This window comes from Cryobacterium soli (genome assembly GCF_003611035.1).
GTDB lineage: Bacteria > Actinomycetota > Actinomycetes > Actinomycetales > Microbacteriaceae > Cryobacterium > Cryobacterium soli.
In genome coordinates, this window is record NZ_CP030033.1 from 2,226,788 (window position 1) to 2,252,408 (window position 25,621).

Here is a 25,621-nt window from a genome sequence, read left to right on the forward strand (position 1 = left end):
TGTACAGCCTAAGCGCGTTCGGGGGTGTCGACCACCGGTTGTGAGCGTTCCATCAGGGCGGCATGCCGGTCGGCGAAAGACGCCACCGCCGATTCCAGTCCCGGGTCCTCCCCGCGGGCCAGACCCGCGTATTCCAGCCGCACCGAACCATCCGCCTGTTCGATCGCCTTCACCCAGATGCGTCGGCGGGGTACGAACAGCGAGGTGAGCAGGCCGCCGAGCACGAGCACGGCGAAGAGCAGCACCCAGCCCTGAGTCGGGTCGTGGTGGATGTCGAACGACGCGAACCGCGGAACCGAACCGGCGTAGTCGCCGGCGGCGGCATCCGGGGTGGCGTTCTCGAAGGTCACCGAGCCCAGCCCGTTGGGCAGCTCCCGGGTCTCGCCGGGCTTGAGCTCGAGCGGCTTGACGTCGCTGGTGCGGGTGGCCAGCGGCTCCATGGTGTCGGTGTCGAGCGCGTACACCGAGGTGGGCACGCCGTCGTTGAGGCCGAGGTCGCCCGCGTACACGTTGAGCGTCAGCACCGGATAGGTGAGGTCGGGGAAGCTGGAGAAGTAGGAGCCCGTGGTGGTCTCGGCCTGGGTGGGGTAGAAGAACCCGACCAGGCCCACCTGCTGGGCCAGACCGTCGGGGACCTTGACGATGCCCAGCGATGTGAGGTTGGCGTCCTGCGGGAGGAACGGCACGGAGTCGGTGAACACCACGGTGCCGTTCGGGTCCTTCACCGTGATGGTGGGCGCGTAGCCGTTACCGAGCAGGTAGATGCTGGTGCCGCTGGTGCGCAACGGGTCGTTGACCCGCACTTCGCCCGGCTGCGGCTCGCCGCCGCGCGGAGTCACCGTGACGCCGGCGGTGAAGTCGAGCGGCTGGCCGAACGCGTCGAGGTTCTTGGTCTCGTAGCTCACCTCGAAGTCGTCCAGGGTGAGGGTGTACGGGTCGAGACGGGTGTCGTTGAAGAACCGGCCCGGGTTGAACGAGTCGTAGGCCAGCAGCGTGTTCACGAAGGTCTGCCCCTCCACGAGCACCCTCTGGCCGCTGAAGCCGAAACCGCTGCCGAAACCGACCACCACGAGCAGGCCCACCAGGGCGGAGTGGAAGACCAGGTTGCCGGTCTCGCGCATGTAGCCGCGCTCCGCCGACGCCGAGAATTCCTTCGGGCCGTCGAACAGGGCCACCCGGTACCGCCCCTGCTTGAGCAGGGTGCGGGCGGATGCGACGGCGGTGGCCGCATCCGTGCCCGCCGGGGCGGTACGGCTGGTGAAGCCCGCCAGCCGGGCGAGCCGCGCCGGGGTCTTGGGCGGCTTGGCGCGCAGCGCCTGCAGGTGGTGCTTGGTGCGCGGGATCACGCAGCCGATCAGCGAGATGAACAGCAGCAGGTAGATGGAGGAGAACCAGGCCGAGGAGTACACGTCGAACGCCTGGATCTTGTCGAGCACCGGCGCGAGGTCGGGGTTGTCGGTGAAGTACTGGGTGACGCCGTTCGGGTCGGAGCTGCGCTGGGGCACCAGTGAACCGGGCACGGCCGCGATCGCGAGCAGGAGCAGCAGGAACAGCGCGGTACGCATGCTGGTGAGCTGACGCCAGAACCAGCGCAGGGTTCCCACGAAGCCGAGCTTCGGTTGGGTGATTCCGTCGCCGGACGGAGCCGGTGCCGAATCGATGTGGTCAGATGGCCGGGACATAGCTGCCAATCACCCCTTGCAGGTTCAGGAGCCAGACGTTCCACACGCCGCTCACCATGAGCACCCCGATAACGATCAGGAGCACGCCGCCGAACAGGTTGATCGCTCGGATGTGGCGCTTGAGAAAGGCTACGGCCCCGGTGGCCCAGTTCAGACCCAGGGCGATCAGCAGGAACGGGATGCCCAGGCCGAGCGCGTAGAACAGCGCCAGCAGGCCGCCCTGCCAGGGTGATCCGGTGCTCAGGCTCAGCGAGTTGATGGCCGTGAGCGTGGGGCCGGTGCACGGGGTCCAGCCGACGGCGAAGACCGCGCCGAGCACCGGGGCGCCGGCCAGGCCCATCCTGGGGCGCCACGAGGTTTTGATGGTGCGCTGCATCGCACCGAACTGGCCCACGAAGACCAGGCCGAGCAGGATCACGATGGCACCGGCGATGCGGGTGATCAGGTCGCGGTACTGGTTGAGCCAGAAGCCGGCGAAGCCGAAGACCACGCCCGTGAGCACGAAGACCAGGGTGAACCCGAGGATGAACAGGGCCACGCCGAGCAGGAGCCGGTTGCGGCCTCGGCGAGCGGTCAGCTTCGACCCGGCACTCCCGTCAGCGAACCCGCCGATGTAGGCGAGGTAACCGGGCACGAGCGGCAGGATGCAAGGCGACGCGAATGAGACCAGGCCGGCCAGCACTGCGATCGGGATCGCCAGGAACAGTTGCCCGCTGAAGACGATCTCGCCGAAGGGATTGCCCACGCCTAGCCGTCCTCGGCAATCGTGTCGGTGATCAGGGTCTTGAGGATGCCCGGCGAGTTCACCTGGCCCAGGATGCGCGCGGCAACCCGGCCGGAGGAGTCCAGCACCAGCGTGGTGGGCACGGCGTTCGGGGGGATGTTGCCGCTGAAGGCCAGCTGCATTCCGCCGTCGTCGACGTCCATCACCGACGGGTAGCTGATCTCGTAGGCCTCGTTGAAGGCGATGGCGCTGGCGGCCTGGTCGCGCACGTTCACGCCGAGGAAGCTGGCGCCGTTGTCGGCGAACTGCTCGCTGATGGCCTTGAGGTCTGGGGCCTCGGCACGGCAGGGGGCGCAGCTGGCGTACCAGAAGTTGACCACCAGGACCTCGCCGGCGTAGTCGGCGGAGCTGACGGTGGAGCCGTCCTCGAGGGTGCCGTCGAAGACCACGGCGTCGCCACGCTCGTCCGCGGGGATCTCCGTGACGCTGCCGTCCCCGGCGATGTAGCCCTTGCTGCTGCCTTCGCGGTACTGGTTGGCGAGCGAGTCGTCGCTGCTGCAGCCGCTGAGGGCGAGGGCCAACGCCGCGAAACCGGCCAGAATCGCCGGGATCCGGCGCGGTCGGCGGTTCACACTGCACCCACGTCGTTGGCGGGCACCAGGAGGGCGGCGGCCGGGCTCGAGTAGGCGACCTCGGCGGGCACGGCGCCGCGCAGGGTCAGGGTGGTGATGCTGGAGAGGTCGCAGCGCCGCTTGCGCGGGTCGTGCGCGAGCCGCTCCCCGGCCAGACTGCGGTGCACCATCCAGATCGGCAGCTGGTGGCTGACCAGCACCACGTCACCGTCGTCGACTGAGTGGAAGGCATCGTCGATCGCGGCGAGCATGCGGGTGGAAATGGAGCGGAACGGTTCGCCCCAACTGGGCCGGGCCGGGTTCACCAGGCTGGGCCAGTTGCGCGGGTCGCGCAGGGCGCCGCCGGGGCCGCGCATCCGTTTGCCCTCGAAGCGGTTGGCGGGTTCGATGAGGCGTTCGTCCAGGCTGAGGGGCAGGCCGAAAGCCGCCATGATCGGGGCGGCGGACTCCTGGGTGCGCTGCAACGGCGACGCGACCACTCGCACCACGGGGCGCGCGCGCTCGACGAGGTCTGCGGCAGCCGCCTCGGCCATCTGCCGGCCCAAATCGGACAGCTTGAAGCCGGGAAGTCTGCCGTAAAGCACGCGTTCGGGGTTGAAAACCTCACCGTGACGCACGAGATGTACCTGGCTAGCTACCACGCAGTCCAGTCTACGGAGGGGTCACCCGCGAATTCGCCGAGAGCTGTGCGGCTAAACTTGCCGGGTGAATGCTCGCGTACTGATAAAGAACCTTGCCGCCCTCGACGACGGTCTCGTTTCCGTGTCCGGGTGGGTCGAAACCGTCCGGGACCAGAAGAAGGTGCAATTCGTCGTTCTGCGCGACGAATCGGGCGCGGTGCAGCTGGTCAATCCGCGCACCACGGATGCCGAGGGTGTCGTCGTCGACGACGAGCCCGCCACGACCATCTCCGGCCTGTCGCAGGGCAGCTTCGTCACCGTGACCGGGCAGCTCAAGCACGACGAGCGGGTCAAGCTCGGCGGCATCGAGATCAAGCTCGAGTCTCTCGAGGTTGTCACCCACGCCATCCCGGAGACCCCGATCGCAGCGGACTCCAGCCTGGACAAGCGCATGGACTGGCGCTTCCTCGACCTGCGCCAGCCCAAGTCGAACCTCATCTTCCGCATCCAGACCACGTTCGAGCACGCGCTGCGCACGTACTGGATCGAGCACGATTTCATCGAGCTGCACACCCCGAAGCTGATGGCCAGCGCGAGCGAGTCCCGCGCCGAGCTGTTCGAGGTGGAGTACTTCGACACCAAGGCCTACCTGGCGCAGAGCCCGCAGTTCTTCAAGCAGATGGCCCAGTCCGCAGGGCTAGGCAAGATCTTCGAGGTGGGGCCGGCGTTCCGGGCCGACCCGTCGTTCACCAGCCGGCACGCCACCGAGTTCACCAGCGTCGACTCCGAGATCAGCTGGATCGACAGCCACGAAGACGTCATGCAGCTGCACGAGGACCTTCTCGTGGCCGCGTTCACCGCGGTCAAGGCCAAGCACGGCGAAGAGGTGCTCGCGCTGTTCGGCGTCGAGGTCACCGTGCCGAGCACGCCGTTCCCGCGCATCCCCCTGGCCGAGGCCAAGGAGATCGTGAAGAGCCGCGGCTACGAGGTTCCCCGCGACGACGACGACATGGACCCGGAGGGCGAGCGCCAGATCGCGGCGTACGTCGCCGAGACGTATGGGCACGAGTTCGTGTTCCTCACCGACTATGCGTCGAGCATCCGCCCGTTCTACCACATGCGCCACGAGGGCGACGCGAGCCTGACCAACAGCTATGACCTGATCTTCAACGGCACCGAGATCTCCACCGGCGCGCAGCGTGAGCACCGCATCGACGTGCTCACCGAGCAGGCCATCGAGAAGGGCGTCGACCCGGCCGAGATCGCCGGTTACCTCGACTTCTTCCGCTACGGCGTTCCCTCGCACGGTGGTTTCGGCATGGGCCTGGCCCGCGTGCTGATGCTGATGCTGCACCAGGCGTCCATCCGCGAGGTCACCTACCTGTTCCGCGGCCCGACCCGCCTGGAGCCGTAACCCGCACCCCCGCTCCACAAATCGCGCCTGTCCCCCGGACAGGCGCGATTTTGCGTTACCCGCACGACGACCTCGACTGGCGCGAGGAGCGTGACACACACGCACGTCTCCGGGTCTCGACGAGCGATCGGGGAAAAGTTTTTCAGATCGACCAAACCCTTTCTGTCAGGGGGCCGAACCACCTGCATACCAAGCAACACCCCGCAGGAACCCCCACAGCGAAGGAACACATCATGCGCAGCTTCACCAAGACCGCACTCGGACTGACCACCGCCGGCCTCCTCGTCGCCGGCCTCGCAGCCTGCTCCACGGACGAAGGCACGGCCTCGACGTCCTCCTCCAGCTCCTCCTCGAGCAGCAGCTCCGCCGAAGCCACCCCCACCCCGGTCGCCTCGATCCCCGCCCTCACCGGCGTCGACACCGCCGTCCTCCTGGACGCCGACTTCGCCGCAGCCCTCACCAGCCTCGGCCTGACCCCCGGCACCGTCGGCACCGCCACCCTCGAAGAAGGCAGCCTGCACTTCCCCATCACCGGCGGAAACGTGGACTACTACGACCCGGCCGAAGACTACCGCCCCTACGTCCAGGGCAACATCGAGCACGAAGGAAGCGGCTTCTCCCTCACCGCCGGCGACACCGTCGTCGAACTGACCAACTTCACCATCGACCCCGGCACCTCAGAACTCTTCGGAGACGTCACCGCCAACGGCGAATCCGCCGCCACCCAGGTCAAGCTCTTCGACCTCTACGGCGGAACCCTCAAGCCCCTCCAGATGGACGGCGACAACGCCATCCTCACCGGCACCACCGTGCACATCTCCGCCGACGCCGCCGGCCTGCTGAACACCACGTTCGGCACCGACGCCATCGCCGACCAGCTCCTCGTCGGCATCGCCACCATCACCGTCAACACCAAGTAACACCCCCGCAGCACCCCGCAGTGCACGAGAACGGCCGAGCGAATGCTCGGCCGTTCTTCTGCGTCATGGCACGACCCCCACGCACGTCGCGGGGTCTCGACACGCTCGACCAACGACTCGGGTGCCGCTACACGACGAGGTCGACGGCCATCCGCTCGGCGGTGACCGATTTCACGTAGGCGCCCGCCTCGACGTGGGCCGGATGCACCTGGTAGCGCGCCAACGCCGCTTCGTCGTCGTACTCCGCCACGAGGGCGATGTCCCAATTGGCTCCACCCACCACATCCGGGCCGATGCGCAGGGAGCGGATCTCCTCGATCACACCGACAAGACCGCCGAGCCTGGCCACCATCTGCGCCGCGTGCTCCGCCTTTTCGGCGGGGTCGGTGGCCGCCAGCCGCCACGACACGATATGCAGAATGGTCATCGAACCTCCAGAAGAGCGGTGTGCAGGCGCACCGGATCGATGCGCCAGTAGTTGTGCACCCGGCCGTTGATGAGCAGCACCGGGATGTCCTCGACGAAGCGCTCGTGCAACTCGGCGTCGTCGAGGATCGACTTCTCCTCGAGCAGCACGGTGGGCGCGCCTGCCTCGGTCTGCAGCTCAGCCAGCACCGTCGTCACCACGGCCCGGGCGTCGTCGCAGAGGTGGCAGCCGGGCTTGCCGATCAGGGTGAGATGCGCGGTGGACATGGCTCCAGCCTAAGCCGCGCCGGCGACTGCACCTTGGGTAGACTCGACCGCAATGTCCGAAGAATCCGGCCCCCGCGCAATCGCGTTCTTCGACGTGGACAACACACTGCTGCGCGGTGCCAGCCTCTATCACGTGGGCGTCGGCGCCTGGCGGATGCGGTTCATCTCGCTGGCCGATGTCGTCGCGTTCGGCTGGAGCCAGACCCGCTTCCTGGCGGTCGGCGAGGACGGCGTGAACATCTCCCGGCTCCGGCTGCGCGCGATGGACATCATGACCGGGCGAACCCGTGACGAACTCGTCACCCTCAGCCACGAGATCTTCGACAGCCGACTTATCCAGCGGCTCTGGCCGGAGACCGTGGCCGTGGCCCGCGCCCACCTGACGGCGGGCCGCGAGGTGTGGCTGGTCACCGCGACGGCTCAAGAAGTTGCCGACGTGATCGCGGAGCGTCTGGAACTCACGGGCGCGCTCGGCACTCGGCTCGCGACCGTCGACGGCATCTTCACGGGACAACTCGTCGACGGCATCTGCCACGGCAGCCGCAAAGCCGATGTGGCACGCGAGATCGCCCAAGCGCGCGAGATCGACCTGGCCCACTGCTGGGCGTACTCCGACTCGCACAACGACATCCCGTTGCTCGAGCTGGTCGGAAACCCGGTGGCGGTCAACCCTGATGCGACGCTGCGCCGTTATGCGGTCGCCCGCGGGTGGCCCATCATGCGCATGAAGGTCGCCCAGCTCAAGGCCGCCAGCGCAAGCAAAAAGCGCTAGGTCACAGACCTAGCGCTCAGCTCATAAAAACGGCCGAGACCGTCTACTTCTTGTTACGACGCTGGTGGCGAGTCTTGCGAAGCAGCTTGCGGTGCTTCTTCTTCGCCATACGCTTGCGTCGCTTCTTGATTACAGAACCCACACGGACCTCACAAAGATTTGGTTTAGCCGCGGGATTCGCGACCGACACGAAAACCCCATTCTAACGGATAAAGAAAGTCCCGTCCGACTCACTTCCCCCACGAGTGGGTTCGATGGCCCTCAGAACGGCCGCTTCGGGCACCCGGAACGAGCGTCCGAAGCGCACGGCGGGCAGCTCTCCGGCGTGCACGAGGCGGTACACGGTCATCCGGGAGACCCTCATGACAGCCGCGACCTCGGCGACGGTGAGAAAGCGCAGGTCATCCAACCGCGGGTCGGGAAGCTCGCGTGACATGGGCGGCTCCCTCGAGGCTCGGCGGGGCTGGTGTCGTCACTGTAGAGCGAAGCCCGCCGGCTCGCTAGTCGTTCTTACGCCACTTCTTCACACTCTTGGTCACCGTTGAGTCCTTGACGGCGTGCGACATCTGGAACGACGTGTCGGCGAAGGCCTTGCCGATGGCGGCGGCGAAGGCACGCTGCTCGTCCTTGAGCACCTCGGTCTCGTCGGCGGCGGTGGTGTCGACGTCGATGCTGAGGAACGGGATCAGCCAATCCTCGATCTCCTCGAGCGGCGCGTAGTCGAGGTGGTAGTAGCGGTGCTGCCCCTCTTCGCGCACTCCGACCAGGCCTGCCTCCCGCAGAACCTTGAGGTGCTTGGAGACCGTCGGCTGGCTCAGGCCGAGCGAATTGACGATGTCCGAAACGCTCAGTTCCCCCTGGGCAGCGCTGGACTGGTTGTAGCGCTCGAGGAGAATGCGTAAGATATCGCGTCGGGTCGAGTCCGCCACCACGCCAAAGATGTCTGCCATGCCCCAAGGCTAGTCATTCCCGGTGCGGGTACCATGACAACTTGTCATCGACCACCATCCAGTTCGGGGATTCGAGTGAAGACGCAGACCCCTAACGCACGGTTCAGCAGCCATTCCAACACCTGGTACGGACGCATCCGCGATTCCGTCGACGGGATCGTGCGCAAGTCGCCGTCCCGGTTCGCGCTGTTCGTGTTCACTGCGCTGATCCTGCTCTTCACCCTGCTGTTCTCCTTGCCGATCGCGTCCGCCGGCGACACGGAAACCCCGTTGCACGACGCCGTGTTCACAGCCGTGTCGGTGATTTGCGTCACCGGCCTGAGCACGGTGGACATGGCCACGCACTGGTCCGCGTTCGGCAACGCTCTCGTCGTCGTCGGCGTCAACATCGGCGGCATGGGGGTGCTGACCCTGGCGTCCTTGATGGGTCTGGTCATCTCCCGCCGCCTGGGCCTACGCGCCAAGCTCATGGCGGCGAGCGACTCGAACCCGTCCCGCATCCACATGGGCCCGGTCAATGAGGGTCAGGCCGTGCGGCTCGGTGAGGTCGGCAGCCTGCTGCTCACAGTGGCCATCAGCACCCTGGCCATCGAGGCGGCCGTCGCCCTGCTCTTGTTCCCGCGGATGCTGATCGACGGCGTGCCCACCGGCGAGGCTCTCTGGCAGAGCATCTATTACGCCGCGATGGCCTTCACCAACACCGGGTTCAGCCCGAATGCGGAGGGCATCGGCCAGTTCGCCAATGACTACTGGTTCCTCGGCGCCCTGATGACCGGCGTGTTCCTGGGCAGCCTGGGCTTCCCGGTGCTGATGACCTTCGCCAGGCACTGGCGCACGCCCCGCCGCTGGTCGGTGCACGTGAAGCTCACCCTCTGGACCACGACGGCGCTGATGGTCATCGGCATGATCTTCTACATCATTCTGGAATTCGACAACCCGCTGACCTTCGGGTCGCTGAACGCCGGCGACACGATCTTCCAGTCCCTCTTCATGTCGGTGATGACCCGGTCGGGCGGTTTCGCCACCATCGACATCGCCGACCTGCACGGCTCCAGCCTGCTGCTCAGCGACATGCTGATGTTCATCGGTGGCGGCTCGGCCTCCACCGCCGGCGGCATCAAGGTGACCACCCTGGCGGTGCTGTTCCTGGCCGCCTTCGCCGAGGCCCAGGGCAAGGAACAGATGGAAGCCTTCGGCCGCCGCATCCCCAGCGACATCCTGCGCCTGGCGGTCAGCGTGGTGCTGTGGGGCGCCACCACGGTGGCCGTATCGAGCATCCTGATCCTGCACATCTCCAAGCAGGCGCTCGACGTCGTGCTTTTTGATGTGATCTCGGCGTTCGCGACCGTGGGGCTGTCGACGGGGCTGACCGCCGAGCTGCCTCCCGAGGGGGTTTACGTTCTGGCCGCGACGATGTTCATGGGCCGGGTTGGTACAGTGACTCTCGCGGCGGCGCTGGCAGCGAGCCAAAGCAGACAGTTGTTCAAACGCCCCGAGGAAAGGCCCATCGTTGGTTGACCGGATCAAGCACGACGCCCCCGTTCTGATCATCGGACTGGGCCGGTTCGGTGCCGCGACTGCCGGCAAGCTCGACCGTCTGGGCCGTGAGGTCCTCGCCGTGGACAGCAGCGAGGCGCTCGTGCAGAAGTGGTCCGAGCGTGTCACCCACGCCGTGCAGGCCGACGCAAAGTCCATCGACGCGCTGCGCCAGATCGGCGCCCAGGACTTCTCGGTGGCCGTGTGCGCCGTGGGCTCTTCGGTGGAGGCCAGCGTGCTCATCGTCGCCAACCTCGTCGACCTGCAGATTCCGCAGATCTGGGCGAAGGCCATCTCCCAGTCGCACGGCAAGATCCTCGAACGCATCGGCGCCAACCACGTGATCTACCCCGAGGCCGACTCCGGCGAGCGCGTCGCCCACCTGGTGTCGGGGCGGATGCTGGACTTCATCGAGTTCGATGACGACTTCGCGCTCGTGAAGATGTACCCGCCCAAGCCGATCCGCGGGCTCAACCTCACCGAGTCCGGCGTGCGCACCAAGCACAAGGTCACTGTCGTGGGCGTGAAGAGCCCCGGCCGGCCGTTCACCTATGCCACCGCCGAGACCGTCGTCTCCAACCACGACCTCATCATCGTCGCCGGCACCGAGGGCGACATCGAACGTTTCGCGGCCCTCGGCTCCTAACCACGCGCTGGCTGAGCCTGTCGAAACCGGGCGCGACCACACGCTGGCTGAGCCTGTCGAAACCCGGGGAAGCGGCGCTCAGGACGCGGCGAGCTCCCGGGCCCGCGCGAGCGCGGCATCCGTGGCCCGGTCGAACAGCTGCTTGAGGCCCCCGGTCTCGAGCTGCTGCACGGCCCGCTCGGTGGTGCCCTTCGGGCTCGTCACCTGGCGGCGCAGCTCGGAGGGCGTGAGGTCGGAGACGGCCAGCAACGCGCTCGCGCCGAGGAACGTGCCGTTGACCATGGTGGCCGCCTCGGCCGGGGTGAACCCCTTGTCGATCGCCGTCAGGGTGAGCTGCTCGATGAGGTAGAAAACGTACGCCGGGCCGGAACCGGAGATGGTGCTCAGCGCGTCGATCTTGTCTTCGGACACCACCAGCACCTCGCCCACGGTCTCGAACAGCGCCGTCGCCAGCGCCATCTGCTCGGCCGTGGACCTGGTGCCGGCGCTCAGCCCGGTGACGGCCATGCCCACCACGGCGGGTGTGTTCGGCATCGACCGGATCACGGCCACCGTCGCAGGCAGGTGCTTCTCGAAGGTGGCGATGGTCACGCCGGCGGCGACGCTCACGACGAGGGTGCCCGGCTCGAGGCTGTCGGCGATCTCGGCGAGCAGATCGGGCACCATGGCGGGCTTGACCGCCACGATCACAATGCCGGCCCCGGTCACGGCGAGCCGGTTGGCGTCGGGCTCGGTTTCGGTGGCCCAGGCCGTCACGCCCGCGGTTCCGGCCAGTTCGGCGGCCTTGGCGGCCGACCGGTTGGTAGTGCGGATGCCGCCGGTCACCGTGACCGTGGGCTTGAGCAGGCCAGCGAGGACCGCCCTGGCCATCGATCCGGCGCCCAGGAAGGCGATGGCGGGCAGGGTGACGGGTGCGGTCGATGTCATCTCCCCAGTGTAGTTTTCGGCACGGTTTCCGCGGTTCTCGGGGCTGGGCGACAGTTCTAGGATTGGTCGCATGAGCGCATCAGGCGGAAACAAGGCGATTGTGGCGGCACTGCTCGCCAACCTCGGTATCGCGATCACCAAGTTCATCGCCTGGTTCGTGTCCGGGTCGTCCTCGATGCTGGCCGAGGGCGTGCACTCGCTCGCCGACTCGGGCAACCAGATCCTGCTGCTGATCGGCGGCCGCAAGTCGAAGAAGGCCGCCGACACCGAGCATCCATTCGGTTACGGCCGCGAACGCTACGTGTATGCCTTCGTGGTGTCGATCATCCTGTTCTCCGTCGGCGGCGTGTTCTCGATCTACGAGGGCATCGAGAAGCTGCAGAACCCGCACGAGCTGGAGAACGCCTGGCTGCCGATCCTCGTGCTGCTCGTGGCGATCGGCCTGGAGTCGTTCTCGCTGCGCACCGCGGTGAAGGAGTCCAACCACACCCGCAAGAACGAGAGCTGGGTGCAGTTCATCCGGCACGCCAAGGCCCCCGAACTTCCCGTCGTACTGCTCGAAGACGTCGCGGCCCTCACCGGCCTGACGCTGGCACTGGGCGGCGTGGGCCTCACCGTGGTCACCGGCGACGCCACCTGGGACGCCGTCGGCACCCTCGGCATCGGCGTGCTGCTTGTGCTGGTCGCCATCGTCCTGGGAATCGAGACCAAGAGCCTGCTGGTGGGCGAAGGCGCCAATGCCAAGGATGTCGACGCCATCAAGTCCGCCATCTTGGCCGGCCCGGAGACGAAGAACCTCATCCACCTCAAGACGCTCTACCTCGGCCCGGACGAACTGCTCGTCGCCGCCAAGCTCTCCTTCGACTCGGGCCAGCGGTTCTCCGACGTGGCCGCAGGAATCGACACCATCGAGGCGCGCATCCGGGCGGCCGTTCCGAGCGCTCGGGTGATCTATCTCGAACCCGACCTCTACATCGACCCGGCCACGGTCAGCCCACCCACCGACGCGATCGTCATCAAGGGCCTCGAGTGAGCGGGAACCGCATCGCCCTGGTTCTGCGGCACGCCGACGACATCCACCTGGGCAACCTGGAGCCGGTTCTGATCGAGCACGGCTACACAGTGCGCTACGTCGACACCCTCACCGACGGCGTTCGGCAGATCGACCCGGCCGAGGCCGACCTGCTCGTGGTGCTCGGCGGCGAGATGGGCGTGTACCAGACCGAGCAGTTCCCGGTGCTGGCCGACGAGGTGGGGCTGCTCGCCGGCCGGCTGGCCGCCCGGCGCCCGGTCTTCGGCGTCTGCCTCGGCGCCCAATTGATGGCCAGCGCCCTCGGCTCCCCCGTCTATCGGGGTCCGAGCAATGAGATCGGCTTCCGCCTGGTGAAGCCCACCCAGGCCGGTCTCGACTCGCCCCTGCGCCATGTCAGCGGTATCCCGGTGATGCAGTGGCACAGCGACACCTTCGAACTGCCCGAGGGCACCACCCGGTTGGCCGGGTCGGATGCGTACGGCAACGAGGCCTTCGCCATCGAGGACTGGGCGCTGGCCGTGCAGTTCCACCCCGAGCTGACCGCCGAGATGCACGAGACCTGGCTGGCGTCCTCCACCGCCGAGCTCGACGCGGAGGGACTGGACCCCGACACCCTGCGGCGGGACCGCGCCGAGCACTCCGACGCGATGCAGGCGGCCTCCCGGGCCCTGTTCAGTGAGTGGCTGGCGGCGCTGCCGGGCGGGGCGCAGCCGGGCGGCGCAGCGGATCCTCGAAGAACTCCCTGAGCACCCGACCGCACTCGGCCTCCGCCACGCCGGACACGACCTCGACCCGGTGGTTGAGCCGGCGGTCGCGCAGCACGTCGTAGAGCGACCCGGCGGCGCCGGCCTTGTCGTCCCACGCGCCGAAGACCACCCGGGCCACGCGGGCGGCCACGATCGCGCCCGCGCACATCACACAGGGCTCCAGGGTCACCACCAGGGTGCAGTCGGTGAGGTGCCAGTCCCCCAGCGCCACTGCGGCCTCACGGATGGCCACCACCTCGGCGTGCAGGGTCGGATCCTGGTGCAGCTCCCGCTCGTTGCGCCCGCGGCCGATCACCCGGCCCGCCGGATCCAGCACCACCGCGCCGACGGGAACGTCTCCGCCGGCCAGGGCTCCCTCGGCCTCGTGGAGGGCCAGGCGCATCCATGCTTCGTGTTCGTCGCTGTGCCGCACCACATCACCTCTTCCCGAGCGCCCGACTAGAGCCGCGGGCCCGCGTGAACTAGTAGATTGAGCCTATGCGAGTCCACGTAGCCGACCATCCGCTCATCACCCACAAGCTCACGGTGTTGCGTGACCAGAGCACCTCGTCGCCGATGTTCCGCGCGTTGGTGGAAGAGCTGATGACGCTGCTGGCCTACGAGGGCACCCGTGGTGTTCGCGTGGACGAGGTGACCGTGCAGACGCCCGTGTCGCTCGCCCGCGGTGTGAAGATCAGCGACCCCAAGCCGCTGGTCGTTCCGATCCTGCGCGCCGGGCTCGGCATGCTCGAGGGCATGGTCAAGCTGCTCCCCACCGCCGAGGTCGGCTTCCTGGGCATGGCCCGCAACGAAGAGACCCTGCAGCCCACCACCTACGCCGAGCGCCTGCCCGACGACCTCTCCGACCGCCAGTGTTTCGTGCTCGACCCGATGCTGGCCACCGGCGGCTCTCTGATCGCAGCGATCGAGTTCCTTTTCGACCGCGGCGCCGTCGACGTCACGGCCATCTGCATCCTCGCCGCCCCTGAGGGCCTCGCCGCCGTCGAAAAGGCGCTGGCGGGCCGCGAGGTCACCATCGTGCTCGGCGCGGTCGACGAACGCCTCGACGAGCACGGCTACATCGTTCCCGGCCTCGGCGACGCCGGCGACCGCCTTTACGGCCTGGTCTGACCCAGCCTGCCCCAACGGGCCTGGCTCCCTGCCCGCGGCGGGTGTCGTCACAATCGGTGCGCCCCACCACCGCAGATCCTGCGACTGGCGACGCGCCGACCGCAGTTCGATTCATGAAACTTTGATAATCTTCTTCTGAGGGCCGTTTTCTTTGAGAAAGCGGCCCTTTGTGCGAGATCCTCCGATTTCGTAGATTCCCCGTGAACGTGATGCAGCCGCACGGGCGAGATCCCGCGTAACTGAATTGACACAACTCGTCACAGTCGGCTTTACTCACAGTCATGACTTCCACCACACGCATCCCGACCTCCTTCGAGGCTTTGGGGACTGCCGGCATGATGATGCCCGGCTGCAGCGTGATGGCGTGTTGCCGAATGTGCCGCTAACCCAGACAGGCAATAGCGCCGAGTCGTTCTGTCCTCACCCGCTGGTCCACAGCCGCTGAGGCCGCCACATTCGCGGCGGACCGACTCCAGGGCCCTTCTCTTGCAGGCCGCCCGTTCCCCCGGCCACTCCGGCCGACCTTTTTCGAACCCAGAAGCGCTGAAGCGCCGGGTTTTGCGCATCATCACACCCCAAGGATTTCTCCAATGTCACTCGCACACATCGACTCAGCCCGTTCCGTCCAGTCCTTCCGCCCCGAGCTCACCCTGGCCCCCGCGCCGGCTCCGGCCGCACCGCGCATCCGCGCCGTGCCTGAGGGCACCCAGGCTCGCGGCTTCGTGCTCTACGTGGGCATCGACGAGGCCAAGGCGGCCGCGGCCGGCACGAGCCTGCACCGCATCGTGGAGGAGCTGAAGAAGCTCACCCAGGCCATCGCCCCCTCGGCCGAGACCCACGCCGCCGTCGCCCTGGCGCCGGAGGGCGTCGGCGGCCGCGATGTGGACGTCGTGCGCCTTGCCCTGCAGGACCCGGCCGCCCTGGCCAAGCACCGCAACACGGCCGAGGATGCCGACCGCGCGCCCGGCGGCGTCGTCGTCGACATCTCCCGCAAGCGCGTGATCCTCGACAACGAGACCGCGGCGCTCACCTACAAGGAGTTCGAGCTGCTGCAGTACCTGGTGCTGCGCGAGGGCCGCACCATCGAGCGGGCCGAGCTGATCGCCAAGCTGTGGGATGCCGACAGCGAAGAGGATGCCCCGAACGAGCGCACCATCGACGTGCACGTGCGCCGTCTGCGCTCCAAGCTCGGCCGCTACGAAGACATCGTGCGTACCGTGCGCGGCGTGGGCTACCGCTTCGACCGCCATGCGGATGTGTCGATCCGCCAGGCCAGCACGCCCAGCCCCGACCGCTTCTAGGCAGCGCCCCGCTGGGCGCCCTCGACCACGCACCCATGCGCTGGTCGAGCCTGTCGAGCCCCCGCGAGACGATCTCGACAGCGTGCCCATCGACAACCCCACGACTCAGCGCACCTCACCAGGTCTCGACAGGCTCGACCGACGTGGGGGGCACGACCGACGAGGGGGCGGGATCGGCCGGCGACGCCGCGTATCGCGGTGCGGCGGCTACCGCCCGTTAACGTGATTGAGGGCCGGTCGTAGAGGCAAACGACCGACCCTCTTCCCTTGCACCAAGAGTGTCCTGCAATCACATTCGCATCTTCCGCCACAGCAAACGGTTGATGCACTACGAATATATAACGAACGGATAACGGAGCGCCAGTTATCGGATCGTTATTTTCCTGCGAGTTCACCCAGTGTTCCCTTGGCCGACGCTATGGCCGGCCACCCCGTGACGAATTCCAGGCGCCGGCCTAGGGTCGTGGCATGCAGCTGAAACCCCTGCCGCGACAGGCGAGCTGGCGCCATACCGGCGTCCGACGGGGCTTCGAGGTGCTCTTCACGGGCCCCGGCCCGCGGGGCCACCGGCTGCGGGGCGTCTCCACGGCCGTGGAGGACGCATCCGCCTGGTCGGTGGACTACTCGATCGATCTCGACCTGGCCTGGCGCACACAGGAGGTGCGGGCCGGCGTCTCCACCATCGACGGCGAACGGCACACGGTGCTACGGCGCTCCGCAGACCACGGCTGGGAGGTCGACGGGCTGGCGCGAGCCGACCTCACCGGATGCGTCGACGTCGACTTCGAGTCCTCCGGCGTCACGAATACCCTTCCGCTGCACCGGCTCGAGTTCACAGTCGGGGAGCCGATGCGGGTGCCCGCCGCCTTCGTCCAGGCGAACGATCTCGACGTCATCCGCTTGGAGCAGGAGTACACCCTCGTTGCGGTGTCACCGCGCGGGATGAGCTTCCACTACGAGTCGCGCACGTTCGATGTCGTCTGCGAGCTCACGTTCGACCCGGCCGGCCTGATCCTGGACTATCCGGGCATCGCGGTGCGGGACGCCTGACCGCGAAACCTGAGCCTGGTGCAGCTCAGCGGGTCTTCGGCCGCACCAGACCGTGGTCGTAGGCGGCGATAACCAGGTGCGCGCGGTCGCGGGCCGCGAGCTTGCTGAGCAGGTGTGAGACATGCGATTTCACGGTCTTGACCGAAATGGTGAGGTGCGCGGCGAGCTGATCGTTGGAGAGACCCCGACCGATCAGCCCGAGCACCTCGACCTCGCGCTCGGTCAGCCGGTCCGCCAGTCCCGAAGCGGACGGGCGGCCGAGTTCCCGGGGCGCGCCGCTGACGTAGTGGGCGACGAGGCGCGCGAGAACCGTGGGGGCGAACAGCGACTCGCCTGCATGGGTGCGCCGGATCGCCTCGATGAGATCAGCGGGTTTGCTGTCCTTGAGCAGGAATCCGCTGGCCCCCGCCTGAAGCGCCTGGAACACGTATTCGTCGAGTTCGAACATGCTCAGCACGAGCACCTTCGTGGCCGTCAGGCCCGGGCTGCCGCAGATGCGCCGGGTCGCTTCGATTCCGTCGAGCCGGGGCATTCGCACATCCATCAGAATCACGTCGGGGCAGCCCGTCCGGGCCAGGTCGACGGCCTCGAGACCGTCACCGGCCTCTCCCACCACCCGGAGCCCGTCGGCGCTGTTGATGACCAGCGCCAGGCTCTGGCGGAGCAGACGCTGGTCATCGACCAGGAGCACCCGGACATCCGGCACGCTCATGGCTGCCGCCGCTCATCGGGCAGGCTCGCCTCGAGGACGAACCCGGTGCCTTGCGGTCCGGCGGTCAGGGTGCCACCCAGGCCGTCGACGCGCTCCCGCAGGCCGAGGAGCCCGTGAGCGGCGCCGGGCGCGGCGGACCAGCCGGCGACGGGCCCCGCATCCGTCAGCAGCACGGTGATGACGGCGCCGCAGCGGGAGAGGCGCAATCGCGCGCTGGTGGGCCCACAGTGCCGCATCGTGTTCGCCAGCCCTTCCTGCACGATGCAGTTGATCGCCAGTTGGACTCCGGGCGAGACCCTGCCGAGCTCGTCGCTCTGGTACTTCACCGTGACACCCTGGCGGGCGGCCCCGGCGATGAGGTCCGGCAGCGACGCCAGGCTGCCCGTGGGCAGCCGCGGCGCGGGGTCGTCCGTGCGGCGCAGCACGCCCAGCATGCGGCGCAGTTCCACTGTCGCCTCCCTGCTGGCCGCTTCGATGTCGTCGAGCGCCTCGACAAGGTCGCTCCGGCTCCCACCGCGGGCATCGAGGTACCGGGCCGTGGCTGCCCGTACCGAGACCGTGCCGAGACCGTGGGAGACGATGTCGTGCAGGTCGCGGGCGATCTCGAGGCGTTCGGACAGGACCGCGCGGGCGGCCGCCCACTCGGTGAGCGCCACATCGTGCCGATCCCGTTCGGCACGCAGCCGGATGGCGGCCCAGACGGCGATCGCGCCGGTGGCGGCCACAAGCGCAACCGGGAGGCTCACCGAGAGCGCGCCCGTCACGCCGAACCCGAGGGCCACGAGCAACACCACAAGCAGACCGGCTGCCGCGAGGGGCAGCACCCGCGACCGCCGGGCCGGACGCTCCCCCGCTGTCATGCGCCCGAGTCTACTGACGGCTCGTCGTGGCCACATCGGACCCAGGTCTGACGGCCCACGGTCGGTCACCACGCTGGATGCGCCGCCCTGGGCGGATGCGCTGCCGGGCGCCGGCCGATCGACTGGATACCCAACGACCCGACTCGGAAGGGGACCCATGATCAGCATCGATCGGATTCACAAGTCACACGGCCGCCGGGAGGTGCTGCACGGGATCAGCCTGCAGGCCCGCCCCGGCAGGATCACCGCCTTCCTCGGGCCCAACGGTGCGGGGAAGAGCTCCACCCTGAGGATCCTGCTCGGTCTGGACCGGCCGACATCCGGTCTCGCCCTGATCGACGGACGTCGCTACCGCGAGCTCGACCGACCGATGACCATCGTGGGCGCCATGTTCGACGGCCCCGGCGCGAGCAAGGGCCGCTCGGCGCGGGGTCACCTCAGGTGGATGTGCCGCAGCAACGGCATCCCGGCGACCCGGGTCGCCGAGGTTCTCGACATCGTCGGGCTGGGCCGCAACGCGAAGGACAGGGTCGGCACGTTCTCCCTCGGCATGGGCCAACGGCTCGGTATCGCCTCCGCCCTGCTCGGGTCGCCGGCCACCCTGGTGCTCGACGAACCCACCAACGGCCTCGACCCCGACGGGCTGCGCTGGCTGAGGGCCTTCCTGAGAAGCCAGGCCGACGCGGGCACCACGGTGCTCGTGGCCAGCCACCTGATCGCGGAGATGGCCGACGCCGCCGACGATATCGTCATCATCGGCTCCGGGCACATCCGTGCCGCCGGGAGCGTTGCGGACGTGCGCGGGCGGCACGCGACGTTGCAGGATGCCTTCTTCGCCCTGACGGACCCGGCCGGCGACGGGGAGCCCTCGTGAAGGCGGCCCAGGCCGGATTCGCCGTCGAGCTGTTCAAGTTCGCCACCTGCAGGCCGCTCTGGATGCTGCCCCTGCTCACGATCGGTCTCACCTGGGCGCTGACGTACCTGTCGGGCCTGTCGGAGATCGCGGCCACCGGCGGCGACCTCGCCGGATCCAGCGCCGCCGACAACCCGCTGTTGTACTCAGCCCACCCGCTGCCGGTGGAGTACCAGGGCTTCGACATGATGAACATCGGCGTGGTGCTGATGGTGGCGCTCGGTGCGCTGTACGCCGGCAGCGAGTACGGTACCGGCCTGATCCGGAGTTCCCTGATCGCCGATCCGCACCGGCTGCGACTGTTCGCCACCCGGGCCGCGCTGCTCGGCACGGTGATCGGCGCCACCGCGGTGCTCGCGATGGGGGTGGGCACCGTCATCCGGCACCTGGCGCTCGGCGACCAGGGGCTGAGCCCGCTGGCCTTCCCGCCGCTGGTCTGGCGGAACCTCGCCGGCGTGGCCCTGGTGTGGACCACGCTCGGTCTGCTGGCCTACGGCCTGGGCGTCCTCGCCCGCAACCCGATACTGCCCCTGGTGCTCATCATGCCGCTGGTGGTCGGCCTCGGCGATTTCTTCGCCACGCTGTGGCAGCCGGCACGCTACCTCCCGCCCGCCGCGGGCGCGGCCCTGTTCGGGCCGTTGGACGCCAGCCATCTCGCACCCGGCTCCGGTGCGCTGGTGATGACCGCCTGGGCCGTGGGCGGCCTCGTCCTGGCCGGCCTCGTCTTCTCCAGGCGCGATGTCTGAGTCGCGCGGGGCAGGCCTGGTCCGCGTCGTCGCTGCAGAACTGACCAAGGTCGGCACGTCCAGGGCGGTTCTCCTCACCATCGCGGCGGTACTCGTGCTGCCGCCGGCGCTGGCCGTGGCGATGGGGCTGAACCTGCGCGGCACCTCGGCCGTGACGACCGCCGCCTCGGCGGGGTTCGAGGTCGCCGGGTTCGGCCAGCCGCTCGTCGTCCTGCTCGCGGCGATGATCGTGGGCGGCGAATATCGAGACGGGCTGCTGCGCAGCTCCCAACTGGCCACACCCAACCGGGCGCGCCTCTTCGGCGCGCAGTGCCTCGTCGTCGCAGCGCTCTCTGGCGGCCTGGCCGTCGTCTCCATCGGCACGGCCGTTCTGCTGCGCCACGGCGTCCTCGGCCTGGCGGATGTCCCCGTGTCCGGGCTCACACCTGCGCTGGCGGGCAACCTCTTCGCCGTCGCTCTCAACTGGACGCTCATGGGCCTGATCTCGGCCGCAGTGACGGTGCTGGCACGGTCCGTCCTCGTACCCGTCGTCGTCCTGGTCCCCCTGGTCCTGGGGCTCGGGATCGCGCTGGTCGGTGTTCTCCCGTGGCTCAGGTTCGCCCCCGACCTCGCCGGGCTGCAGCTCATCTCCCCGGTCCCTGGGCTGGGGCTGCTCGACCCGGTCGCCGGCGCCCTGGTCATGGCGACATGGGCCACGGTATTGCTCGGTGCCGCCCAGGCCGTCTTCAGCCATCGGGACCTCTGAACGGATGCGCTAGGCTGCCGCGGGGCACGGCACCAGTCCCATAGTGTTGAACAGAGGATGCCCTGGGGGCCGGCGAGGAGGCAGCATGGTCGATCGAGCGGTGGCAGTTGCCGCCTGGGAGTCGTTGTTCCGCGCCCAGGTCGCCATTATGCGCAGCCTGGCCGAGGAGTTCCCGTCACGGGAAATCTCCTTCAACGAGTACGACGTGATGTTCAACCTGTCCCGGCAGGCGGATCGCAGTATCCGCCTGCGCGACCTGAACAAGCATGTGCTGCTCACTCAGCCGAGCGTGAGCCGGCTCGTGGACCGTCTGGCGTCTCGCGGGTACGTGGCGAAGCACCCCGACCCCGACGACGGCCGCGGCGCCATCGTCGAACTCACCGAGGCCGGCTACGCGCTGTTCCGCCGGGTGGCGCTTGATCACATGGGCTCGATCACCACCCGCGTGGGCGACAGCCTGAGCACCGACGAACTCGTGCAGCTCACGGCCCTCTGCGACCGGCTGCGCCTGGGACCCGACCAGCCCGCCTGACCCTGGCTGCGGAGGCCGGCGCCGGCGGCTGCCCCTGTGCAGGCGCCGAGCGCGAGCGTAACCTGCCCGGCAGGAGGTGAGCGTTATGCGCGCGACAGAGAACGACCGCATCATCATTCGGGGCAAGACCGATTCGACGCCCGACCGGCACGGGACCATCCTGGAGGTGCGCGGTCCGGAGGGGGAGCCGCCCTACCTGGTGTCGTTCGACGACGGCCACGAGACGCTGGTGTTCCCCGGCACCGATTTTGTGGTCGAGCACACCCGCTGACCCCTGGTCCCGCAACGGACGTCTGCACCCGGCACGCCGGGACCGCACGTCCGCACGGGCAACAGTTGTGGCAGCTAACCTCGGATGTGCCCGCTTCCGCTCTGCGCTCCCCCACCGACGACCTGATCGACGGGCTCCGCGCCTGGACGCCCGTCGCGCCCGGTCAGGCACTGCTGCGGGACCAGTACCTCGACTTCGTCACCGAGGCGCCCGGCACGGTGCTGCGCCGCGACGGCGGCCCTGAGCATGTCACGGGAAGCTGCTTCGTCTTCACCCCCGACCTCGCCCAGGTGCTGCTCTGCTTCCACCGCAAGGGCCGGTTCTGGGTGCAGCTCGGCGGCCACGTCGAGTCCGCGGATGCGTCGGTGGCCGCGGCGGCCTACCGGGAGGCCCGCGAGGAGTGCGGCATCGCCGACCTCGTGCCGCTCGGACCCGGCATCCTCGACGTCGACCGGCATGCCCTGGGCGGCGGCTTCAGTTGCAGCGCGCACTGGGACGTCGGCTTTGCGGCGGTGGCCCGGCCGGAGGCGGCGCCTGTGGCCAGCGACGAGAGCGACGCCGTGGCCTGGTGGCCGGTGGATGCCCTGCCCGGGAACGTCCCCCCGCACTTTGACCGCCGGCTGGCCGGCGTCCTCGCCGAACTGGCCCACCGGCTGGGCTGAGGGCCGGGCGCCCTCAGCCCCCGGTCGGTCCGAAGGCGTGCAGGCCGAGGTCGGTGCTGAGTCGCTCGCTCGCGATACGCCCGCGCACGCTGGTGCCCTGAGCGTCAAGCGGAGGGCTCACGATCGCCGCCCCGAGCCGGCCCGGCGCGGCGAGCACGATGGCCCCGGAGACGCTCGATTTGGCCGGGACGCCGACCGTGCGCATCCACCGGCCGGAACCGTCGTAGACGCCGCAGGTGGCCATGACGGACATGACGTCACGTGCCACCGCCGAGGCCACCACACGCTCGCCCGTCACCGGGTTCACCCCGTCGCAGGCGAGGGTTGCGCCCATGACCGCCAGTGCCGTGGCGTCCACGAGCACCGCGCACGCCCGGGCGTACACGGCCACCGCGTCGTCGGCACTGACGCCGAGGGTGCCCTCCGAGCGCATCAGGTGCGCCAGGGCGTGGTTGCGGTCGCCCAGCAGGTGCTCGTCGCGGGCGATCTCCTCGTCCACCTCGAGCGGCCGGGCGGCGAAGGCCGACAGCCCGCGCAGGATGCGGTCGTTGCGGGCATCGACGTCGTCCCCGTCGACCAGGGCGGCCGTGAGCAGGGCTCCGGCGTTGACCATGGGGTTCGGTGGCCGGCCGGTGCCGCTCTCGAGCTTGATGGCGTCGAAGGCCTCACCGGTCGGTTCGATGCCGATGCGGTCGAGCACGGCTCCGTCGGTGTCCTGCAGCGCGAGTGCGAAGAGGAAGGGCTTCACCGCCGACTGCACGCTGAAAGGCAGGTCGGCCTGGGCGCTGGTCCGAATGCTGCCGTCGGGGAGCACCAGCGCAATCCCGCACTGCCCAGGGTCCGCGGCCGCGAGCTGCGGGATGCTGTCATTCACCGCGCCCTCGTCAGCGGGGAGCACCCGGTCGCGGAGCGCATCGAGGTCGTAGGTGCGGGGATCGGCTGAGCGGCGCATCGCTCCATCCTGACACGGTCGCCTTGACGGATGCCGGAAACGGCGACAGCGATACGCCGAACAGGGCGCAGAGGTCGTCCCTGGTGGAACCGCCCTGATCAGCCCTGATCAGACCCCGCCTCGGCGCGGGCCAACGGGCCGAGGTCGCGTTTGAGCATCTTCTCGTTGCGCACCACGACCCAGATCACGACAGCGACCAGAGGAACCACTGCCAGGGCCCAGAGCGAGAACCCGCTCTTCGTCACCGCAAGCAGGCTCCCGCCCACGGCCGTCAACAGGTAGACGGCGACATCGATGTGATGGCCCTTCATGCCGCGCGCCCGCGCCGGCTTTCCGGACGGAGCGGCCGACGTGAACCTCAGGTGTTGCTCCATGCCCAACAGCAGCTCGATCTCGTGGAGCCGGCGCAGCTTCAGGAGGTAGAGCTGCCGGTAATGGCTGGCGAAGAAGAGCCAGCACGACATCAACGCGGCGACCAGCAGCGACGAAACGCCGACAACCTGATCGGACACGGTTGCCTCGATGAGAAAGCCCCAGTAGACGAACACTCCTGCGATCAGGAAGGACCCCGCCTGCCAACGGAATCCGTCGTAGGTGAGGTAGACATCGTTGGCGGCAGAGTACTCCGCGAGGAGCACCTCCCGGGGAACTGAGCCGTGTTCTCTGCCCGCTGTGTTCATGCTGCGCTCTTCCATTCCGTCACCCGAGACCGATGCCAGAGGCATGTCCTCCCTCGAGACTACAAGTGACAGCCGCCACCGGCTTCGGCCCGGTCGGCTCAGGCGTTGGTCGACTCGGAGTCCTGGCTCGGAGCGAGCGCCGATGACGGCTGCCTGGCGCCACGGTGCAGCACGAGGTAGCCGGCCACGGCGACCGCGGCGAAGACCGTCAGGGAGATCAGCCACGGCGTGCCGTGTTCGCCCAGCTGCGCCCAGCTGTTCGGTTGCGGCACCACCACCAGCACGAATACGGCCACGACGGCGACGTAGCTCACCGCCCAGCGCCGACGCGAATGCGCCCAGATGTCCCGTCCGTCGAGGAAGAGGAAGGGCAGCATCGCGATGAGCATCCCGACCAGCCCCTCGGTCGACAGCGCGGCCAGGGAATCGCGGAGGAGCGCTCCCTGGAAGCCGTCGGGTGTCGGCGCGACGGCGATCAGGATGCTGTAGCCCACCCAGGACAACAGGGCCGCTCCGATCACGATGCCGGTGCGAAGCAGACGCACGGCCGCACGGTGTGCGGCCGCGACCCCCGGCGGGAACGAGATGCCGATCATGAGGCCGAACAGGATGCCAGGGGCGAAGTCGATCAGGCGCGACAGCACGATTCCGGCGACTGTCAGGAGCAGTGCCCATGGGCGCATCGCGATCATTGCCGGCACGCCCCAGTGTCGCCGCGCGATGAGGGCGACCACCCCCACACTGCCGAAACCGATCACGAACGCGGCGATCAGGCAGGCGAGGATCAGGCGGAGCGTAGCCAGATCGAAGCCGAAGCCTGGATCGGCCAGCGCCTGGATCAGCGAGGCGGCCAGAATCAGGCCGGCAGCGGCGATCACGGGACGCACCCCGAACCAGGCGACGATCGCGGCCCACCAACCGGGCGCGGGCCGCCGACTCACCGCGGCACGGCGTTGCACCCGCTCCTTGATCGCAGCGGCCAAGAGTTGGGTCGGCAGGGCGCCGAGCACAACGAACATCAACCCGGCCAGCGCCGCCCCACCGACGGCCACGGGGTTCGAGAACACCTCGAGAATCGGTACCAGGCCGCCGGAGAGCACGGTCGGGGCCCCGGGTTGGTCCCGCGGGTTGGCCGCGCCGGCCTCGGCTCCCGGCACCGCGGCGCTTCCTGGCGGTTCAACGGTGATCAGCGGCGGCACGGCCGCCGCCCCCTGCTCGCCCACCCCGCTCAGGGTGGCGACGGGGGCGTCCACGTCGCTGAGAGGCAACCCGGCGGCCGTGACGGCCGCACCGGCGGGCGCCGCCGATTCGTCGGGAGCGGCAGCGGCACCGGCATCCGCCGGCGGAACCGTGAGCACGGCAGTTCCGACGATGCCCGAACTCAAGCCGCTGCCCGTCACGCCGTAGGAGCCCGCGGCGTCCTGCGGCAGGGTGACCCGGAGGGAGACCGCACCGGAATCGTTCGCGGATTTGACGAGCACCGCCGCATCGGCCCTCATGAGCGCGAGGGTCGCCAGTCCGGTCCCCGCGACCGTGAAAGCCACACCCTCGCCCGGTTCGAAATATGCGCCGGCGAACTCGACGAACACGATTCCGCCGGGCGCCGGGGTACCGGAAACCAGGATGGTCCGGCTACCGTCCGGCACGTAGCCGACGGCGGTGGCTGTGGTCGGTACCGCGGCCAGCGTCACGAGCGCGAGAAGCAGGGCAATCCAACCCAAGTGCCGCATCGTGGAATCCCTGCCCGCACCCGTGGTGCCGCTCGCGCTCG

32 protein-coding genes are annotated in these 25,621 nt (G+C 68.7%); 16 read left to right on the plus strand and 16 right to left on the minus strand.

The window, feature by feature from the left end; all coding sequences use genetic code 11:
• Positions 1 to 8: 8 nt before the first annotated feature.
• The 4 genes from resB to DOE79_RS10165 are packed head-to-tail and all read right to left on the minus strand — an operon-like array spanning position 9 to position 3,679.
• Positions 9 to 1,682, minus strand: a complete 1,674-nt coding sequence (gene resB / locus DOE79_RS10150; protein ID WP_120338391.1) for a cytochrome c biogenesis protein ResB — start codon at positions 1,680 to 1,682, stop codon at positions 9 to 11.
• Positions 1,666 to 2,427 (minus strand): cytochrome c biogenesis CcdA family protein, encoded by a 762-nt coding sequence (locus tag DOE79_RS10155; protein WP_120338392.1) that lies wholly within the window; start codon positions 2,425 to 2,427, stop codon positions 1,666 to 1,668. The genes resB and DOE79_RS10155 overlap by 17 nt, the downstream gene beginning before the upstream one ends.
• A 2-nt stretch (positions 2,428 to 2,429) precedes the next feature.
• The gene (locus DOE79_RS10160; protein WP_120338393.1) at positions 2,430 to 3,038 is read right to left on the minus strand and encodes a TlpA family protein disulfide reductase; all 609 of its coding nucleotides are present in this window, start codon (positions 3,036 to 3,038) and stop codon (positions 2,430 to 2,432) included.
• Positions 3,035 to 3,679, minus strand: a complete 645-nt coding sequence (locus DOE79_RS10165; RefSeq protein ID WP_120338394.1) for a histidine phosphatase family protein — start codon at positions 3,677 to 3,679, stop codon at positions 3,035 to 3,037. The genes DOE79_RS10160 and DOE79_RS10165 overlap by 4 nt, the downstream gene beginning before the upstream one ends.
• Positions 3,680 to 3,758: 79 nt before the next feature.
• Here DOE79_RS10165 and aspS point away from each other — a divergent pair, with 79 nt between their 5' ends.
• On the plus strand, positions 3,759 to 5,072 hold the full coding sequence (gene aspS / locus DOE79_RS10170) for an aspartate--tRNA(Asn) ligase (RefSeq protein WP_120340273.1): 1,314 nt from the start codon (positions 3,759 to 3,761) through the stop codon (positions 5,070 to 5,072).
• Positions 5,073 to 5,305: 233 nt separating this feature from the next.
• Positions 5,306 to 5,992 carry a hypothetical protein gene (locus DOE79_RS10175; RefSeq protein ID WP_120338395.1) on the plus strand — a complete coding sequence of 229 codons (687 nt, stop codon included), beginning with the start codon at positions 5,306 to 5,308 and terminating at the stop codon, positions 5,990 to 5,992.
• A gap of 127 nt (positions 5,993 to 6,119) precedes the next feature.
• On the opposite strand, the gene DOE79_RS10180 is transcribed toward DOE79_RS10175, so the two are convergent.
• Together DOE79_RS10180 and DOE79_RS10185 are read right to left on the minus strand one after the other, a co-directional pair.
• The gene (locus DOE79_RS10180) at positions 6,120 to 6,419 is read right to left on the minus strand and encodes a Dabb family protein (protein WP_066592055.1); all 300 of its coding nucleotides are present in this window, start codon (positions 6,417 to 6,419) and stop codon (positions 6,120 to 6,122) included.
• Positions 6,416 to 6,685 carry a glutaredoxin family protein gene (locus DOE79_RS10185; RefSeq protein WP_120338396.1) on the minus strand — a complete coding sequence of 90 codons (270 nt, stop codon included), beginning with the start codon at positions 6,683 to 6,685 and terminating at the stop codon, positions 6,416 to 6,418. Before DOE79_RS10185 ends, DOE79_RS10180 begins: the two co-directional genes overlap by 4 nt.
• Before the next feature lie 52 nt (positions 6,686 to 6,737).
• On the opposite strand from DOE79_RS10185, the gene DOE79_RS10190 reads away from it, so the two are divergent.
• On the plus strand, positions 6,738 to 7,457 hold the full coding sequence (locus DOE79_RS10190; protein ID WP_120338397.1) for an HAD family hydrolase: 720 nt from the start codon (positions 6,738 to 6,740) through the stop codon (positions 7,455 to 7,457).
• Positions 7,458 to 7,500: 43 nt separating this feature from the next.
• On the opposite strand, the gene DOE79_RS10195 is transcribed toward DOE79_RS10190, so the two are convergent.
• The 3 genes from DOE79_RS10195 to DOE79_RS10205 form a co-directional block, all read right to left on the minus strand.
• Positions 7,501 to 7,599, minus strand: a complete 99-nt coding sequence (locus DOE79_RS10195) for a 30S ribosomal protein bS22 (RefSeq protein ID WP_003792170.1) — start codon at positions 7,597 to 7,599, stop codon at positions 7,501 to 7,503.
• Positions 7,600 to 7,659: 60 nt separating this feature from the next.
• Positions 7,660 to 7,893, minus strand: coding sequence for a helix-turn-helix domain-containing protein (locus DOE79_RS10200; RefSeq protein WP_120338398.1), 234 nt, complete (start codon positions 7,891 to 7,893; stop codon positions 7,660 to 7,662).
• Positions 7,894 to 7,957: 64 nt separating this feature from the next.
• Positions 7,958 to 8,407 (minus strand): ArsR/SmtB family transcription factor, encoded by a 450-nt coding sequence (locus DOE79_RS10205; protein WP_066592039.1) that lies wholly within the window; start codon positions 8,405 to 8,407, stop codon positions 7,958 to 7,960.
• 75 nt (positions 8,408 to 8,482) lie between these two features.
• Between DOE79_RS10205 and DOE79_RS10210 the strand changes: the two genes are divergently transcribed.
• On the plus strand, positions 8,483 to 9,925 hold the full coding sequence (locus tag DOE79_RS10210) for a TrkH family potassium uptake protein (protein WP_425455644.1): 1,443 nt from the start codon (positions 8,483 to 8,485) through the stop codon (positions 9,923 to 9,925).
• A complete protein-coding gene (locus tag DOE79_RS10215) occupies positions 9,918 to 10,589 on the plus strand; it encodes a potassium channel family protein (RefSeq protein WP_066592031.1) in 672 nt (223 codons plus the stop codon). Before DOE79_RS10210 ends, DOE79_RS10215 begins: the two co-directional genes overlap by 8 nt.
• Positions 10,590 to 10,667: 78 nt before the next feature.
• Here the strand turns inward: DOE79_RS10215 and proC are convergent, their stop codons facing one another.
• The gene (gene proC / locus DOE79_RS10220) at positions 10,668 to 11,516 is read right to left on the minus strand and encodes a pyrroline-5-carboxylate reductase (protein WP_120338400.1); all 849 of its coding nucleotides are present in this window, start codon (positions 11,514 to 11,516) and stop codon (positions 10,668 to 10,670) included.
• Between the two features lie 70 nt (positions 11,517 to 11,586).
• Between proC and DOE79_RS10225 the strand changes: the two genes are divergently transcribed.
• Positions 11,587 to 12,549 carry a cation diffusion facilitator family transporter gene (locus tag DOE79_RS10225; RefSeq protein WP_120338401.1) on the plus strand — a complete coding sequence of 321 codons (963 nt, stop codon included), beginning with the start codon at positions 11,587 to 11,589 and terminating at the stop codon, positions 12,547 to 12,549.
• Positions 12,546 to 13,295 carry a glutamine amidotransferase gene (locus tag DOE79_RS10230; protein ID WP_120338402.1) on the plus strand — a complete coding sequence of 250 codons (750 nt, stop codon included), beginning with the start codon at positions 12,546 to 12,548 and terminating at the stop codon, positions 13,293 to 13,295. Before DOE79_RS10225 ends, DOE79_RS10230 begins: the two co-directional genes overlap by 4 nt.
• Here the strand turns inward: DOE79_RS10230 and tadA are convergent.
• On the minus strand, positions 13,222 to 13,698 hold the full coding sequence (gene tadA, locus DOE79_RS10235; RefSeq protein WP_120338403.1) for a tRNA adenosine(34) deaminase TadA: 477 nt from the start codon (positions 13,696 to 13,698) through the stop codon (positions 13,222 to 13,224). The two genes, DOE79_RS10230 and tadA, sit on opposite strands and share 74 nt — an antisense overlap.
• Positions 13,699 to 13,793: 95 nt before the next feature.
• On the opposite strand from tadA, the gene upp reads away from it, so the two are divergent.
• From upp to DOE79_RS10250, 3 genes are all read left to right on the plus strand, one after another.
• Entirely contained in the window at positions 13,794 to 14,426 is a 633-nt protein-coding gene (gene upp / locus DOE79_RS10240; protein WP_066592016.1) for a uracil phosphoribosyltransferase, read from the plus strand.
• Positions 14,427 to 15,016: 590 nt separating this feature from the next.
• Positions 15,017 to 15,727, plus strand: a complete 711-nt coding sequence (locus DOE79_RS10245; protein WP_120338404.1) for a winged helix-turn-helix domain-containing protein — start codon at positions 15,017 to 15,019, stop codon at positions 15,725 to 15,727.
• Positions 15,728 to 16,195: 468 nt separating this feature from the next.
• Entirely contained in the window at positions 16,196 to 16,777 is a 582-nt protein-coding gene (locus DOE79_RS10250) for a putative glycolipid-binding domain-containing protein (RefSeq protein WP_120338405.1), read from the plus strand.
• A 25-nt stretch (positions 16,778 to 16,802) separates the two neighbouring features.
• On the opposite strand, the gene DOE79_RS10255 is transcribed toward DOE79_RS10250, so the two are convergent.
• Both DOE79_RS10255 and DOE79_RS10260 read right to left on the minus strand, forming a co-directional pair.
• Positions 16,803 to 17,489, minus strand: coding sequence for a response regulator transcription factor (locus DOE79_RS10255; protein ID WP_120338406.1), 687 nt, complete (start codon positions 17,487 to 17,489; stop codon positions 16,803 to 16,805).
• Positions 17,486 to 18,349, minus strand: a complete 864-nt coding sequence (locus DOE79_RS10260) for a sensor histidine kinase (RefSeq protein ID WP_120338407.1) — start codon at positions 18,347 to 18,349, stop codon at positions 17,486 to 17,488. Before DOE79_RS10260 ends, DOE79_RS10255 begins: the two co-directional genes overlap by 4 nt.
• 157 nt (positions 18,350 to 18,506) lie before the next feature.
• On the opposite strand from DOE79_RS10260, the gene DOE79_RS10265 reads away from it, so the two are divergent.
• The 6 genes from DOE79_RS10265 to DOE79_RS10290 all read left to right on the plus strand — a co-directional run bounded on the left by DOE79_RS10265 (position 18,507) and on the right by DOE79_RS10290 (position 22,218).
• A complete protein-coding gene (locus DOE79_RS10265; RefSeq protein ID WP_120338408.1) occupies positions 18,507 to 19,223 on the plus strand; it encodes an ABC transporter ATP-binding protein in 717 nt (238 codons plus the stop codon).
• A complete protein-coding gene (locus DOE79_RS10270; protein ID WP_120338409.1) occupies positions 19,220 to 20,008 on the plus strand; it encodes a hypothetical protein in 789 nt (262 codons plus the stop codon). The genes DOE79_RS10265 and DOE79_RS10270 overlap by 4 nt, the downstream gene beginning before the upstream one ends.
• Entirely contained in the window at positions 20,001 to 20,753 is a 753-nt protein-coding gene (locus DOE79_RS10275; protein ID WP_120338410.1) for an ABC transporter permease, read from the plus strand. The genes DOE79_RS10270 and DOE79_RS10275 overlap by 8 nt, the downstream gene beginning before the upstream one ends.
• 85 nt (positions 20,754 to 20,838) lie before the next feature.
• Positions 20,839 to 21,285, plus strand: a complete 447-nt coding sequence (locus DOE79_RS10280) for a MarR family winged helix-turn-helix transcriptional regulator (RefSeq protein ID WP_120338411.1) — start codon at positions 20,839 to 20,841, stop codon at positions 21,283 to 21,285.
• Between the two features lie 85 nt (positions 21,286 to 21,370).
• Positions 21,371 to 21,556 (plus strand): DUF1918 domain-containing protein, encoded by a 186-nt coding sequence (locus DOE79_RS10285; protein WP_120338412.1) that lies wholly within the window; start codon positions 21,371 to 21,373, stop codon positions 21,554 to 21,556.
• Between the two features lie 86 nt (positions 21,557 to 21,642).
• Positions 21,643 to 22,218: an NUDIX domain-containing protein gene (locus DOE79_RS10290; protein WP_245976885.1), complete on the plus strand. Its 576-nt coding sequence runs from the start codon at positions 21,643 to 21,645 to the stop codon at positions 22,216 to 22,218.
• Between the two features lie 13 nt (positions 22,219 to 22,231).
• Here DOE79_RS10290 and glsA read toward each other — a convergent pair whose 3' ends face one another.
• The 3 genes from glsA to DOE79_RS10305 all read right to left on the minus strand — a co-directional run bounded on the left by glsA (position 22,232) and on the right by DOE79_RS10305 (position 25,580).
• A complete protein-coding gene (gene glsA, locus DOE79_RS10295; protein WP_120338413.1) occupies positions 22,232 to 23,170 on the minus strand; it encodes a glutaminase A in 939 nt (312 codons plus the stop codon).
• Positions 23,171 to 23,268: 98 nt separating this feature from the next.
• On the minus strand, positions 23,269 to 23,850 hold the full coding sequence (locus DOE79_RS10300) for a hypothetical protein (RefSeq protein ID WP_120338414.1): 582 nt from the start codon (positions 23,848 to 23,850) through the stop codon (positions 23,269 to 23,271).
• 98 nt (positions 23,851 to 23,948) lie between these two features.
• Positions 23,949 to 25,580, minus strand: coding sequence for a hypothetical protein (locus tag DOE79_RS10305; protein ID WP_120338415.1), 1,632 nt, complete (start codon positions 25,578 to 25,580; stop codon positions 23,949 to 23,951).
• Between the last annotated feature and the right edge of the window lie 41 nt (positions 25,581 to 25,621).